This window comes from Poritiphilus flavus (assembly GCF_009901585.1).
Taxonomy (GTDB): domain Bacteria; phylum Bacteroidota; class Bacteroidia; order Flavobacteriales; family Flavobacteriaceae; genus Poritiphilus; species Poritiphilus flavus.
The window spans coordinates 186,235-200,489 of the sequence record NZ_WXYO01000008.1 but is presented as its reverse complement, the minus strand read 5'-3'; the positions used below and the strand labels follow the sequence as shown (position 1 = coordinate 200,489).

Genomic DNA, 14,255 nt, shown 5'->3' with positions numbered 1-14,255 from the left:
ACGACCGCGGTTAATAAAATTCTTGATAACTGGTCAGGATATTTGCCGGAAAAACTGGCACAACTTTTTACCTTAGCCAAACGAATATATTCTACCGTTTTCAATACTATTTTATGAAGCAATATCACGATCTGCTCAAGCATGTCCTGGAGCACGGATGCGAGAAAGGAGACAGAACAGGAACGGGAACCTATAGCGTTTTTGGCTACCAGATGCGTTTTGACCTCTCTGAAGGCTTTCCTATGGTGACTACAAAAAAACTTCACCTAAAATCCATTATCCACGAGTTGCTATGGTTTCTCAATGGGGATACCAACGTGGGTTATCTACAGGAAAACGGGGTTCGGATCTGGAACGAATGGGCCGATGAGAACGGTAATCTCGGACCTGTTTACGGTTATCAATGGCGAAACTGGAACGGGGAGGAAATAGATCAGATCCGCGAGGTGATACACACTTTAAAAACCAACCCGAATAGCAGACGAATGCTGGTTTCTGCCTGGAATCCCAGCGTCTTGCCGGATACCTCTATTTCTTTTTCCGAAAACGTCGCCAACGGAAAGGCGGCTCTCCCTCCCTGCCATGCCTTTTTTCAATTTTATGTAGCAAACGGGAAGCTATCCTGCCAGTTGTACCAGCGCAGCGCCGACATCTTTTTGGGAGTTCCTTTTAATATTGCTTCCTACGCGCTATTTACCATGATGATCGCCCAGGTTTGCGGTTACGAAGCGGGAGAATTCATCCATACCTTCGGCGATGCTCATATTTATAACAATCACATGGAGCAGATCCAATTGCAATTGAGCAGGGAACCCAGGCCGCTTCCAAAAATGATATTGAATCCCGAGGTAAAGGACATTTTCGATTTTAAATTCGAGGATTTTACGCTACTGGATTATAACCCACATCCACATATCAAAGGAGCAGTTGCCGTATAGGGCCAAATAGGCAAGTTTTTGAGCTTTTTAGCATCCTCAAAATGCGTATCTTTAAGCTAAAATCGCTTTCATGATACTTACCGATACGCTACTGGATTTCTTTCTGGAAACCCGAAAGCACAGCGAAGCACTATGTGAACCCCTGGAGATTGAGGATTACGTGGTACAACCTGTAGTTGACGTGTCTCCGCCTAAGTGGCACTTAGGGCATACCACCTGGTTCTTTGAGGAATTCATTTTAAAGCCATACTCCCAGGATTATCAACTTTTTGATGAGGATTTTTCCTTTGTTTTCAATAGCTATTACGAAACTGTAGGCAAAAGGGTGGTTCGGGCAGACCGGGGTAATCTGTCAAGGCCATCGGTACAGAAAGTTTATGAATACCGTAAATATGTTACGGAACATATAAGCCGCTTATTCACTGAAAAAAGCTCCAAAGAGCTGAACGAACTGCTCGAGATCGGGATTCATCATGAAAAACAGCATCAGGAATTATTACTTACTGATATTAAGTACATTCTGGGAAACAATCCCTTGCTTCCGGTATATTCTACCAAAGTTGAGGAACATGTGACTGAAAATGGCCTGCCGGAGTGGATCAGCATGGATGGAGGAGTTTATGAAATAGGGCATGATTCCGAAGAGTTTTGTTATGATAATGAATTGGGAAAACACAAAGTGTATCTGGAACCCTATGAGATTTCAAATTCCCTGGTGACCAATGCCGAGTTCCAGGAATTCATCGAGGATGGAGGATATCAGAAATTTGAACTTTGGCATGCCGAAGGTTGGGATTGGGTGAATGAGCAAAAGATATCAGCACCACTCTATTGGCACCGTATCAATGAAGAATGGCATCACTTTACTTTAGGGGGATTACAAAGCATTGTTCCGAACACCCCCCTAACACATATTTCATATTTTGAGGCTTTCGCCTTTGCACAGTGGAAAGGATGCAGACTCCCAACAGAATTTGAGTGGGAAGCCGCTCAACGATCTTTCTCCTGGGGTGAACGCTGGGAATGGACAGAAAGCGCTTACCTTCCCTATCCCGGATACCTAAAGGCAGAAGGAGCCCTCGGAGAGTACAACGGTAAATTTATGGTTAGTCAAAAAGTACTTCGAGGCGGATCTATAGCCACTCCAAATAATCACACAAGAGCGACTTATCGCAATTTCTTTCACCCCCAATTACGCTGGCAATACACCGGATTAAGGTTGGCCCGCTAATTCCGACATATAAGGCATGCAACAAAAAATAACCGAAACGTTTACAACGCAATTCGAGGCAGATGTTTTTAAGGGCCTCAGTGAGTATCCCAAACATCTTTCGTCTCAATATTTTTACGATAAGAAAGGAGACAAGTTATTTCAGGACATCATGAATATGCCTGAATACTACCTTACAAATAGTGAATTAGAGATCTTCAAAACACATAAAAAGGCCATAGCGGACCTCTTTGCTGAACGTGGTGAACCTTTTAACCTCATCGAGTTGGGTGCAGGAGACGGATTAAAAACCCGGGTCCTTCTGAAACAGCTGCTTGGCGATAACAATCACTTCACCTACAGCCCCATTGATATCAGTCAGAATGCCCTGGATCAATTAGAACATTCCTTATTAGAAGAATTTCCAGGCTTGTCCATTTCTCCGCATCGCGGAACTTATTTTGAAAGCCTTGAACATATCAATCAGCTGGATCAACAACGAAAGGTATTGCTATTCCTGGGATCCAATATCGGCAACCTTTTACATCCCCAGGCGGTAGACTTTTTAAAACAACTGCAGGAACTTATGCGGACAGACGACCTGCTGTTTGTGGGTTTTGATCAAAAAAAACATCCAAAGGTCATTCTGGATGCTTATAATGACGCTGCGGGAATAACGGAAGCCTTCAATAAGAACATTCTGCATCGGATCAATCGGGAACTTCAGGGGAATTTTGATCCTGATAAGTTCCTTCACTGGGAAGTATACGATCCGGAAAGCGGAACAGCCAAAAGTTACCTGGTGTCCCGTGAGGACCAGGAGGTTTTCATAAGTAAACTGGATTTGGATGTTAAATTCAGAAAGTGGGAGACGATACACACTGAGATCTCACAGAAATATGACGACGAAGTCCTGCACTGGCTGGCATCAGAGGCGGGGCTTTATGTTTCCGGTGAATTCAGTGACAGCATGGGCTATTATAAAGATTATGTTTTAAAGAAGCATTAATAATGAAAGCAATTTGGAATAACAAAGTGATAGCGGAAAGTGATGATACTGTTGTAGTGGAAAACAATCACTATTTTCCAGCGGAGAGTATCAGAAAAGAGTATTTTAAGGACAGTAGTTCCCACACGACCTGCCCTTGGAAAGGGGTCGCGTCTTACTATACTCTGGAAGTAGACGGACAGGAAAACCCAGATGCCGCCTGGTATTATCCAGAGGTAAGCGAACTGGCCAAGCCCATCAAAGGACGAGTGGCCTTTTGGAAGGGAGTCGAGATTGTCGACTAAAAGCCAGGGGTCCTCAATAGGGACCCCGACCTTAGATTTTTACGTTTTTTACTACAGTTCAAGAACGGCGTTCTCGGCACCTGCAAAATCGTTCCACTGATAGCGATCAGCAGCTTCATCATTTACATAATTACCGTCTACCAGGTACCTGAATTCATAGGTAGCTTCTTTAGGTAGATCAAAAGTACCTTTAAAGGTACCGTTCTTTAGTTTCTTCAAAAGACTGCCTTTAGGATTCCAGTTGTTGAAATCTCCAACTACAGCTACTTTTTTTGCGTCTTCAGCAGGAACAGTAAAGGTCACTTTACATACCGGCTTGGTCTTTAAATACTGTTTTGCTATTGCCATAATCTATCTGTTTAAAAATTTAAGGTGCAAAAAAAGATATTAAATAGCTCATTTACAATGATTAAACTCATATTTATCAATTTCCTAAAATAAGCCTGATGATAAGTTTACCTTCGCAAAAAAGCTAATTTATTTTTCAAGAGTAGTCAATCATTAGATCCCACTTTTTATTATTTCCGCAATTTGGTCTATCTCATTTACCGTATTGTAGAAGTGAAAACTGAGTCTGATCCCTGCACCTCTTTGAGAACATACTACATTATTATCTACGAGATGCTTGAACATTTGGTCTGTTCCGCGAATGTTAAATATTGTACTGTGATCTTTTCGTTTTACGACTTTTTCTTCCAACAAGCCTAGTGAAGCAAATGCCGACCTGGCGTGTTCTTGAAGTTTTTGATTCTGGGCTATAATCTCCGGCATTCCGATCTCCGACAAATTTTCCAGGGCAAACTTCAGACTTCCAAAATTGAAACTGTCCTGATGTCCCGGTTCAAAGTATTTGGAAAACCGGATATGGTTATCAAGTGCTTTCCGCTCCCCTGCGGTATTGTAACCCACAGCCTTTGGCTCAAAGCGGTGCGCGATTTCTTCTTTAAAAAGAAAAAACCCGTTGCCAAAACCGGCCAGTAGCCATTTGTAACTACTAGCACCCAGTATGTCTATCCCGGAGGTGTCAAAATCAAAATCAAAAGCCCCGCAAAATTGTGTGCCGTCTGCGATGATGATCAATTCAGGAAATTCCTGTTTTAAACTTTTCAGAAAATTCAGGTCAACGACGATGCCGTTGGTCCATTGTACCAGGCTAAGAGCGAATACATCTATCTTTTCCGCCCTGATCTTCTCCAATATGTTTTGTTCCAGCGATTCATCAATTCTCGCATAGACCAGCGGAAATCCTCGCATTTCAAAAGGCCAGTTAACTGATGGGTAGTCTTCTTCGAGAAGTAACACTTTACTACTTTTATCCAGGCCTTCGAGTAAAAAGTTCAAGCCGGTAGAAAAGTTAGGGACCAGAGCCACCCTGTCTCTTTTACAACCAAAAAAATCACCAACTGTATCTTTGGTCTCCGAGACCAGGTCAAAACTTTTCATTTTCATGATACTCCCGCCGATCAGAAAATCGAGGTCGTGTTCCTGGCGCCACTCCACCAATCTATCGCTCAACAGTCCGGTGGAGGCTGTGTTGGCATACAGGTATTGACTCAATACGGGATAGTGTTTTCTGATCTCTTGCATTATCGGCGATTTCGGTAAGTGCGAATTGGTTTATCTTTGTGGTTAAAGATAGCCATAAGCATGTTTTCCAAACAGAAAAAGAATGCGAAAATAGACCCTGAACAGCATGAGTTGCTGGAGTATGCCCAAAAAAGGGTGCGCCAGAAAAAGAGCTTGTTCATTCACTTCGTCTTGTTTCTTATTGGAAGCGTTTTCCTGGTGCTTATCAACAAAATACTGAAATACGGCGAGCAGTACGATTGGTTTGCCTGGGCTATCATCTTCTGGGGATTTCTGTTTGTTGTCCATCTTTTCAATGTTTTTGTTACTCAAAAATTTATGGGAGCAGCCTGGGAGAGGAAGGAACGGGAGAAACTGGTTCGGAAACAACGGGAAAAGATCGCTTCTATACAGAAGGAAATCGAGACAGAGTTTCCGTTGTCTAATGTCAATAAAAAAAAAGACCTGTGAGAAACCTCGTCATGATCGCCGCGGCCGGAGAGAACAACGCTTTAGGCCAGGACAACCAATTGCTTTGGCACTTACCGGATGATTTCAAGCGTTTCCGGCGATTGACAACTGGCCACAAAATGATCATGGGGAGAAAAACCTTTGAAAGTTTTCCAAAACCGCTGCCGGACAGGGACCATATTATCATTACCCGTGATCCCAATTACACCATAGATTTTGAAAGTTGCAGACTTGTTCATTCGTTTGAAGCTGCCCTAGGACTTTTAGGTAAAGATGAGACCGCATATATTATTGGAGGAGGAGAAATATACCGTCTGGGAATGCCATATGCTCATATGCTGGAACTTACCAGGGTGCATGCGGATTTTAAGGCTGACACATTTTTCCCGGAAATTGACGAAAGTTACTGGCGACTTATCAAAGAAGAATACCACCCGAAAGACGAAAGACACGCCTTTGATTTTACGTATCTTACCTATGAAAGGGTGGGTGTTGAAAACAGTAAACAGTAATCAGTCCTCCTTCGCTAAAGCTTCGGCGGATGAAATCAGTGGGCAGTGAACAGTAATCAGTTCTAATCTAACTATCTAACTGTCTAAAACTCTAACTATCTAATCGTCTAACCATCGGATCATCCAAAAGTCCAACAGTCTAAGTGTCTATCAACCTAAAATTCCAAAAACTCTGGTTGCATTATCCCCGGTACACCTTCCAAAAACCGACTTAAAACCGCGACATCGGAATTGGAGTAGAATTGATGTATGGGTCTTTCTTCGGAAGTATTCGACAAACCTTTCTTTTCGAGGACTTTTTTGGTTTGCCTGGCTACAGCTTCACCGCAGTCGATGATCTTAATGTCATCTGGCAATAACTCCCGTAGCTCCGGGATTAAATAAGGATAATGGGTACATCCTAACACCAGATGATCCATATTTGCGTCCAACATGGGCTGAAGAAATTTTTGAAGTAATTGCCTGGTCTCTTCAGAATTCACTCGCCCCGCTTCTATCAACCGAACCAGGCCCTTACCTTCTTGTTCTACTATTTCTATGTGATGGGCATGATTTTGAGAAGTGGTATTGAACAATTGGCTGCTCAGTGTTCCTTTGGTAGCCAAAACCCCAACGGTTCCGGTAGCGGATTGCAGTGCGGCAGGTTTAATAGCAGGCTCAATACCTATAAAAGGTAATTCATATTCGGCCCTTAGCTGACTAATAGCCGTTGTCGTAGCCGTATTGCAAGCGACGACAATAAGTTTGCAGCCGCGTTCTATCAGTAGCTTTGTATTCTTTCTACTGAGATCAATGATCTCCTGTCTTGACTTTTCTCCATAAGGCGCATTCTTACTATCAGCCAGGTACACTGAACTTTCTCCCGGAAGTAGTCTATGGATCTCCTTCCAAATTGAAGTACCTCCTACCCCGGAGTCAAAAATTCCTATGGGCCTCTTGTCCATAATGCTTTAAACTGACTTTAAGCGTTTCTTAAAAATAAAAAAACCGCACAGACAACAGGTCCTGTGCGGTTCCAAATATTTTATCTGAACATTAAAATCCCAGTTCCTGTTTAACAGCTGGCAGAAGGTCCGGGCCTTTGGCCACGATCAAACCACCTCCCTGGGTTGCATCAATTACGTAATCAAAACCTTGAGAAGCCGCGACTTTCTCAATGGCAGCCATCGCTTTCTTAGAGATTGGCTCGAAGAGCTCTGCTTGTTTTTTAGCCAATTCCTGTTGTGCAGCTTGCTGTGCTTCTCCTATATTCTTTTCAAAACCCTGTAGCTCAATAGCTCTTTTTTCGTTCTCCTCTTTGGACTTAGCCGAAGCTTCGCTTTGATATTGGGTATACTTGTTCTTTAGTTCAGTCATGGAACTTTCAATATCGGCCCTGTAGGTTTCCTGTAGTTTCTTGAGTTCAGCCTGCGCAGATTTCATCTCGGGCATTTCAGCCAGCAAGTCCGTAACATTGATATGCGCAACTTTGCTTTGAGCATTGACAAAACTGGTAGCGGCAATAAACAGAACTACAGCAACAGCTACTTTCTTTACGTGTTTCATGATTTCTAATTTACTATTTGAGTGTTAATTAATTTTAATTATTTGACCTAGTTGATGGTATCTTTCTTTTGCTCCGTTAATTTGAGCCTTTCTTCTTGTTTCGCTTTTCTACGGGCCTCCCTTTCTTCCAGGAGTTTTTTCCTTCTGGCCTCGTAGGCCTTTTTTCTTTCTTCCCTGATCCTCAGCTGTTCCGCCCTTCTTTCTTCAGCGGTTTTGGCCCTGGCTTCCGCAGCGGCCGCAGCCTTATCCTGTCTTTCCTTAAGCGCCGCGCTGATCTCTTCTTCCGGCTCCCCTTCGAACTCTTCCAGGGCGCTTTTGGCGCTGGCTTTCTTCTTAGGCTTGCTTATTCTCCTGGTCCTCGCGATACCTCTGAGTACTAACTCGCTGATATCGTGCCTTTTTTCGGAGTACAACATTACAACATCCGCAGATTTATCGAAAATAAAATCGTACTTTTTATTCGCTCCGATCTTCTGAACCTCGTTAAAAACCTGGTCTTGTATGGGCTGTATCAATAACCTTTTCTGAATCACAAGGTCTCCCTGAGGGCCGAATCTGTTCTGCTGATATTCCAGCATTTCCTTTTCCAGGATCTGGATCTCTTCTTCCCGCTCCGCGATCAACTCATCTGTAAGCAGCACTTTCTCCGCCATCAGATCTTTGCGCATTTGTTCCACTTCGCTCTGCTTTTGCTCGATCTCCACCTTCCATTTCTGAACTTTATTTTCGAGCTGTTCACTTGCCTCGCGGTACTCCTCCACATTTTCCAGGATATACTCCATGTCCACGTAACCTATTCGCACTCCGCGTTGCGCTAACGCGGCTGATGTAATGAACGTAAGGGCTACAAATACAAGAACTTTTTGTTTCATTTTTGAAATCGCTTTAAACATAGAAAATATCGTGCCAAAATTACTAAAACAATTAAAATGAGCGGATTACCATCTATGATTGCCCCCCTGGAAAGTTTATCCTTATCAGAATTGTTGCCCTATAATGAAGTGCGTCTGCCATCCGCTCGGTCCTTGTCCAACCGCAGATGGTCTCAGATCTTCATCAAAGCCGTAACCAAAGTCTATCCCCAGAAGACCAAAGGCTGGCATAAATATACGCAACCCCACTCCGGCCGATCTTTTTATTTGAAACGGATTAAACTCCTGAAAATTGTTGAAAGAATTTCCAGCTTCTAAAAAACCCAGCGCATAAATAGACGCAGAAGGTTTAAGAGTTAGGGGATATCGCAGTTCCATGGAGTACTTATTGTACACGATCCCCCCTTCCTGCTGATTGGTTATGGGGTCTACCGGGGTAAGTGAATTGTTCTCATATCCCCTTAACTGTATGGTTTCCCGGCCATCCAGGGTGAAGTTCCGGCCCAAACCATCACCTCCAAGAAAGAACCTTTCAAACGGTACCTTTCCCACATCGGCATTGTAACTACCTAAGAACCCAAACTCTATATTAGTGCGCAATACCAATTTCTCTACAAGACGTGTATACCAATCGCCCTTGAATTTAACCTTGTAAAACTCCAGCCATTTGAAGCGCTCCTGATCTACGGTTTCCAACTCGGTCAATTCCTCAGCCGTCAATCCTTCTGTGGCGCGCTTTTCACTTAATTCTTCACTTCTTTCCCTCAGGCTTTTGAAATCCTTATCGCTAAAAAGCGAATAAGGCGGGGTGAACTTTGCAGTCACCTCAAAAATGGACCCCGTAAGCGGGTATATCCTCCCAGGTCCGGCAGAACTCCTGGAAATCCCAATAGTATAAGCCAATGAGTTGGATGTACCATTCCCGAAATTAAAGAGTCCGGTTCGGTAGTTCTCAAAATCATAGAGCTGGTAACTCAGGGCATGGGATACGGTAAAGAAGTCGTCCGGCCACTGAACCCTTTTTGCAAGACCCAAGGAAATACCGGTGATGGAAAACTGCTGATCCCGGTTTACCTGAACACGCCCGGTATTGCTAAAGGAAGCGAGGAACTGCTGGGTCCTGGACAAAGACAGGTTAAACCTTACCGGCTTTTTCCCCCCAAGCCAGGGTTCGGAAAAATTCAGGCTGTAAACCCTGAAAGTACGGCTGGCCTGTACCCGTAAGGCGAAGGTCTGCCCATCTCCCATGGGAACAGGTTTATACGCTTTGCCGTTGAATATATTCTGTATGGAAAAGTTACTAAATGAAAGCCCAAGGGTTCCGATGAAGCCTCCACCGCCATAGCCCCCCTGAAGCTCTATTTGGCTGGAACCGGATTCTACCAGGCTGTAAGCCAGGTCTACCGTTCCTGAATTCGGATCAGGATTTTGGATGTCGGGCTTAATCTGTTCCGCATCAAAAAACCCGAGCTGCCCTAGTTCCCTTACACTTCGAATAATATTGTCTTTGCTGTATTTCTGTCCCGGACGGGTGCGCAATTCCCTAAATATCACATGATCGTTGGTTTTGTCGTTCCCGCTTACGGTCACATGGTTAAGAAAGGTCTCTTTTCCTTCTATGATCCGTATTTCAAAATTAATGGTATCATTCTGGGCAGATACTTCCACTGGGTTGATCTGGGAGAAGAGGTATCCGTTGTTCTGATATAGATTAGTAAGGTCTTCAGCGTCCGGTTTGGAATCGTCCGCAATTCGCTCTCTCAAGAGTACACCATTATAAGTAGAGCCTTTCCTGATACCTAACACCTGACCCAACTGACGGTCTGTGTAGACTGAGTTCCCCACAAAATTGATGTCTCCAAAATAGTATTTGTTCCCTTCTTCTACCTTTATGTTGATCTTAATTCTTTTGTCATTAATTACCTCAACAGTGTCGGCGAGCACCCGCGCATCCCTGTAACCATTCTCAGCATATTTATCGATCAGGGAAGAAAGGTCTTCGCTATAGTCATTTCGTATGAATTTGGATTTCTTCCAGAAACGGCCCGGTTTCCTTTTCTTGGTATTTTTCATGGACTTGCGAAGCTTGCGTGCCGAGAGCTTCTCATTCCCTTCAAAAGTGATGTCCTTAATCTTAACCTTATCACCTTTTTTAACGTTGATCACCATGCTTTGTGCATTGGTCTCCGAAGTGTCTTTAGCGGTAACAATATTAACTCTGGTGTTTAGAAAGCCTTGCTTTTTATACTTGTTTTGAAGGTAATTCTTAGTATTTGCAATAAGACTCTCAGTAATTTTTTTACCCTTCTTTAGGTCGGTTTCTTTAACAATGTCGTCTACTTTCCGCTTTTTCACCCCAAAAATGGTCACCTTGGACAGGGTGGGCCTTTCCTGAATGTAAAGTTCCAGGAAGATGGTTTCACCTTCTATCCTGGTAACGAAAAACTCAATATCACTAAATAACTCCAGCCCCCAGAGCTTTTTAATAACCGCGCTGATCTGATCTCCTCTGAAAGAGATAGGCTGACCTACCCTGAGACCAGTATAGGTTTTAACGGTTTGCTCATTATAGCTCTGTAAGCCTGTAACTTCCAGGCCTCCAAGTATATATTTTTTGTCTGGGTCGTAATTGACGTCCTGGGAGAAGGTGCTTAGGGTGAAAAAAAGTAGTAAGAGAGTTAAAAGGAGTTCAAGAGATATGAATCTTTTCATACCGCTAGTTGAGTTGTTCGCTAGTTTTTCCAAATCTTCGTTCTCTGTTCTGGTAATTCAATATGGCCTCTGCCAAATGGTGCTCACTAAAATCGGGCCAAAGTACGTCAATAAAATATAATTCTGCATAGGCTATCTGCCAAAGTAAAAAATTGCTGATCCGATGTTCCCCACTGGTACGGATTAGCAAGTCTACGTCTGGCAAATCATGCGTGTAAAGATGGTTATTAATAATGGTTTCATCAATTTTTTCAGGCGAAATTATATTATTTTTAACTTTGGTACTTATCTGCTTTACAGCGGTTTTCAGCTCTTCCCTGGCACCATAACTCAAAGCCAAAGTCAGGGTCATAGCAGTGTTTTTTGAAGTCTTTTCTATAACCTCCTGCAACTCCCGCTTTGCTCTTTTTGGCAGGGAGGAAATATTCCCTATCGCATTGAGTTTGATATTGTTTTCGGTAAGCGTTTTAAGTTCTTTTTTAAGAGAAGAAACGAGCAGGCTCATAAGCGTGTCTACCTCCAACTTGGGTCTTTTCCAGTTTTCGGTTGAAAAGGCGTAGAGTGTTAAATATGAAATTCCGAGTTTGGCGCAGTTCTCAACGGTCTGCCTCACAGCGCTAACACCGTTCTCGTGGCCAAAAACCCTCAACTTACCGCGTTGCTGCGCCCATCTGCCATTACCATCCATGATAATAGCAAGGTGCTCCGGTAAGTGCCCGCTTTTAAGATCCTCTAAAGTGCTCATTGTTCCGTATTACTCAAAACAGTCCTGACATGGCTTCCTGCCAAAGGTATAAGTTAAGGTAATTCCAGAGAAAACATACCAATCATCGCTAAAAATGTTACCAAACCTAAATTGCTCAAAATTAGAGCCTTCAGGATTACTGGCATCCAGATTATCGGTAAAGGTATAGCGGGCGCCGATCTCGGCTCCCAAAATTAGATATTGATTGATCCTTCCTTTTACACCCACTGTCATTGGTATGGCAAATGCTCCGTCTCTCTGATCTATGTCCTGCAGCTGACCGGCATCAAAATAACGAAAATCGTACCTGAAGTAAGTAACTCCGGTGTACAGATATGGCGTAAATGCAGGTCCCAGCTTGTGCAGGTTATAATTTACAAAATTAAACTCCAGTCCCGCGGAGGCTTCTAAAATGTTATTATCCACTTCGTAACCTCTTTGCCTCCTGGAAGCGATATCTGATTTGGAATCATCTGCGGTGAATTTCCCGTAAATCAAACTGGCTCGCCATGCATAACGCCTGCTCTTGTTCCACTTAAACAGGCCACCGACAGCCAGGCCGGAGGGCAATATGAAATTGGTCCTCCCTACATCACCAATATTGTTGGCAGCTCCTGCAAAAAGCCCTACTTCGTAGGTTTGCGCTCTTAGATCAACAAAAATCAATGTAAGGATTACAACAAGAAATACTCTCATTAATTCCAAAAGTTTGCAAATATAATAATTCCGGCTTTTTAACCATACGATTATTATATTCCTGTTCTCCTTTGATAAACAGCTTTTGGTCTTATTTATTGTTTTCTCCAGCCATCAATTACGCCTGTCCTGGCCCCACAGCAATTTGTTTCTAAGCGTTTTGAGAAAGCTCTCTGAAGTATATTCGATCATCTTAACGGTAAAACCGGCTTTTTTTATGATGATCTCCTGGCCGTTCTCCAGGGTGGCAATCCTGGAATCCAGGGAGACAAGGTGATTCATCTCTCTTCCGGATACTTTTAGCCTGATCTCCGTATCGTCCGATATTACTAATGGCCGGGCGTTAAGATTATGCGGTGCGATGGGTGTGATAACCAGCGATTGAGCCGTAGGGGTGATCACAGGCCCACCACAACTCAGGGAGTAGCCCGTAGAACCTGTTGGCGTGGCCACAATAAGACCATCCGCCCAATAAGATGTGAGGTATTCCCCGTTCAGGTGAGTCTCCACGGTGATCATGGAAGTGGTATCTTTTCTACTTACAGTAACCTCATTCAGTGCGAAATTCAACAGACCAAACTCCGGGATTTCATAATCTGCATGGACTTCCACCAGGCTTCTTTCAACAATGGTATAGGCACCTGCCTCAAATTCCTGTATCACCTTTCGTACATCCTCTTTCTTAAAGGTAGACAGGAATCCCAGTCTTCCGGTATTTACGCCAACCACGGGGATGCCGAGATTCCCAATAAAGGTAATAGCCCTGAGGATGGTTCCGTCCCCGCCGAAACTTACAAGCATGTCCATGGAGCTATCCAGGCCGTATGTATCTGTGAAAACGGGATAATCAGATATTCCTTTGGAGGCCTTCAGGAGTTTGTAAAAGGAAGATTCAATTAGGACGTGAGCCTTCCTCGAAGCCAGTTCTTCCAGTAATTCGAGAACGTAGTCAAGGGCACCTCCTTGTTGGGCCTGACCATAAACAGCAACTTTCATGCTACTATACGTTTAGGTATTTATCGAGGTAGTCTGACCTTTGCTTGAGGTCTTCCAGGAATTGGTCATCATTATTCCCAAACAAAATGTTGTAGTTGTAACGTCTAAAACTTTGTATGACGTCATTGAGATTCGTTGTACCTATTTTCAGGGTGATCTGTATCACCTCATTGCGGGAGTCCGTAATAAAGGCACCCAACAGTTTGGTATTATTGCTTTCCACAATCTGGGCTATCTCACTAAAAGAGTAATCCCTGATCCCTTTGGCCACAACCAGTATCCCACCAGGCTCGGTAAAAAATGGAGTATCAATGAAAACGCCAACAACATCGTTCAGGTCATAATAACCCTGTATATATCCATCATCGTCCAATACAGGAACAAGATTGGTCTCATTACGTGCGAAAACCTCAAGTACATCCAGCCAGGAAGTGCGCTTATCCACAAAAAAAGACTCCAGGTTATAACGATAGTCCTCTATGTTCTTTTCTTTTTCAAAGGTTGCCAGATCATTTTCAGACAGGGTTCCTGCAAAGCGTCCGTCTTCAATAATTGCCACATGAGAATAGGTACTGTTGTTAAAAAAAGTGATCACTTCTTTTAAGGAATCCTTTACCTCAAAGTACGGCACTGAATTGATTATATGTGACTGTATCTGCATTAGACCCATAACTCTCGCAAAATAGTAATTTTAAATAT

General features: G+C 43.3%; 16 protein-coding genes. 6 read left to right on the top strand and 10 right to left on the bottom strand.

Annotated elements, in window-relative coordinates; genetic code table 11:
- Positions 1–113 precede the first annotated feature (113 nt).
- The 4 genes from GTQ38_RS18080 to GTQ38_RS18065 all read left to right on the top strand — a co-directional run bounded on the left by GTQ38_RS18080 (position 114) and on the right by GTQ38_RS18065 (position 3,441).
- Positions 114–938 (top strand): thymidylate synthase, encoded by an 825-nt coding sequence (locus GTQ38_RS18080; RefSeq protein ID WP_161436972.1) that lies wholly within the window; start codon positions 114–116, stop codon positions 936–938.
- 70 nt (positions 939–1,008) lie between these two features.
- The gene (gene egtB, locus GTQ38_RS18075) at positions 1,009–2,169 is read left to right on the top strand and encodes an ergothioneine biosynthesis protein EgtB (protein WP_161436971.1); all 1,161 of its coding nucleotides are present in this window, start codon (positions 1,009–1,011) and stop codon (positions 2,167–2,169) included.
- Positions 2,170–2,185: 16 nt separating this feature from the next.
- A complete protein-coding gene (egtD, locus tag GTQ38_RS18070; protein WP_161436970.1) occupies positions 2,186–3,157 on the top strand; it encodes an L-histidine N(alpha)-methyltransferase in 972 nt (323 codons plus the stop codon).
- A 2-nt stretch (positions 3,158–3,159) separates the two neighbouring features.
- Entirely contained in the window at positions 3,160–3,441 is a 282-nt protein-coding gene (locus GTQ38_RS18065; protein WP_238858021.1) for a DUF427 domain-containing protein, read from the top strand.
- A 51-nt stretch (positions 3,442–3,492) separates the two neighbouring features.
- Here GTQ38_RS18065 and GTQ38_RS18060 read toward each other — a convergent pair whose 3' ends face one another.
- Together GTQ38_RS18060 and GTQ38_RS18055 are read right to left on the bottom strand one after the other, a co-directional pair.
- A complete protein-coding gene (locus GTQ38_RS18060) occupies positions 3,493–3,789 on the bottom strand; it encodes an isoamylase early set domain-containing protein (protein ID WP_161436969.1) in 297 nt (98 codons plus the stop codon).
- Positions 3,790–3,942: 153 nt separating this feature from the next.
- Entirely contained in the window at positions 3,943–5,028 is a 1,086-nt protein-coding gene (locus tag GTQ38_RS18055; protein WP_161436968.1) for an aminotransferase class V-fold PLP-dependent enzyme, read from the bottom strand.
- A 60-nt stretch (positions 5,029–5,088) separates the two neighbouring features.
- Between GTQ38_RS18055 and GTQ38_RS18050 the strand changes: the two genes are divergently transcribed.
- On the top strand, positions 5,089–5,478 hold the full coding sequence (locus GTQ38_RS18050) for a 2TM domain-containing protein (protein WP_161436967.1): 390 nt from the start codon (positions 5,089–5,091) through the stop codon (positions 5,476–5,478).
- Between the two features lie 11 nt (positions 5,479–5,489).
- On the top strand, positions 5,490–5,990 hold the full coding sequence (locus GTQ38_RS18045) for a dihydrofolate reductase (RefSeq protein ID WP_238858036.1): 501 nt from the start codon (positions 5,490–5,492) through the stop codon (positions 5,988–5,990).
- Between the two features lie 155 nt (positions 5,991–6,145).
- Here the strand turns inward: GTQ38_RS18045 and murI are convergent, their stop codons facing one another.
- The 8 genes from murI to GTQ38_RS18005 form a co-directional block, all read right to left on the bottom strand.
- A complete protein-coding gene (gene murI, locus GTQ38_RS18040; protein WP_161436965.1) occupies positions 6,146–6,934 on the bottom strand; it encodes a glutamate racemase in 789 nt (262 codons plus the stop codon).
- A 91-nt stretch (positions 6,935–7,025) separates the two neighbouring features.
- Positions 7,026–7,535 carry an OmpH family outer membrane protein gene (locus GTQ38_RS18035; protein ID WP_161436964.1) on the bottom strand — a complete coding sequence of 170 codons (510 nt, stop codon included), beginning with the start codon at positions 7,533–7,535 and terminating at the stop codon, positions 7,026–7,028.
- Positions 7,536–7,582: 47 nt separating this feature from the next.
- Complete coding sequence (locus tag GTQ38_RS18030) at positions 7,583–8,407, bottom strand: OmpH family outer membrane protein (RefSeq protein ID WP_161436963.1); 825 nt, start codon at positions 8,405–8,407, stop codon at positions 7,583–7,585.
- Positions 8,408–8,512: 105 nt separating this feature from the next.
- Positions 8,513–11,119: an outer membrane protein assembly factor BamA gene (bamA, locus tag GTQ38_RS18025; RefSeq protein ID WP_161436962.1), complete on the bottom strand. Its 2,607-nt coding sequence runs from the start codon at positions 11,117–11,119 to the stop codon at positions 8,513–8,515.
- Between the two features lie 4 nt (positions 11,120–11,123).
- A complete protein-coding gene (locus tag GTQ38_RS18020) occupies positions 11,124–11,864 on the bottom strand; it encodes an isoprenyl transferase (RefSeq protein ID WP_161436961.1) in 741 nt (246 codons plus the stop codon).
- Positions 11,865–11,873: 9 nt separating this feature from the next.
- Positions 11,874–12,560, bottom strand: coding sequence for a type IX secretion system protein PorG (porG, locus tag GTQ38_RS18015; RefSeq protein WP_161436960.1), 687 nt, complete (start codon positions 12,558–12,560; stop codon positions 11,874–11,876).
- 114 nt (positions 12,561–12,674) lie between these two features.
- On the bottom strand, positions 12,675–13,556 hold the full coding sequence (locus GTQ38_RS18010) for an NAD kinase (RefSeq protein ID WP_161436959.1): 882 nt from the start codon (positions 13,554–13,556) through the stop codon (positions 12,675–12,677).
- 4 nt (positions 13,557–13,560) lie between these two features.
- The gene (locus GTQ38_RS18005) at positions 13,561–14,217 is read right to left on the bottom strand and encodes a CBS domain-containing protein (protein WP_161436958.1); all 657 of its coding nucleotides are present in this window, start codon (positions 14,215–14,217) and stop codon (positions 13,561–13,563) included.
- Positions 14,218–14,255 lie beyond the last annotated feature (38 nt).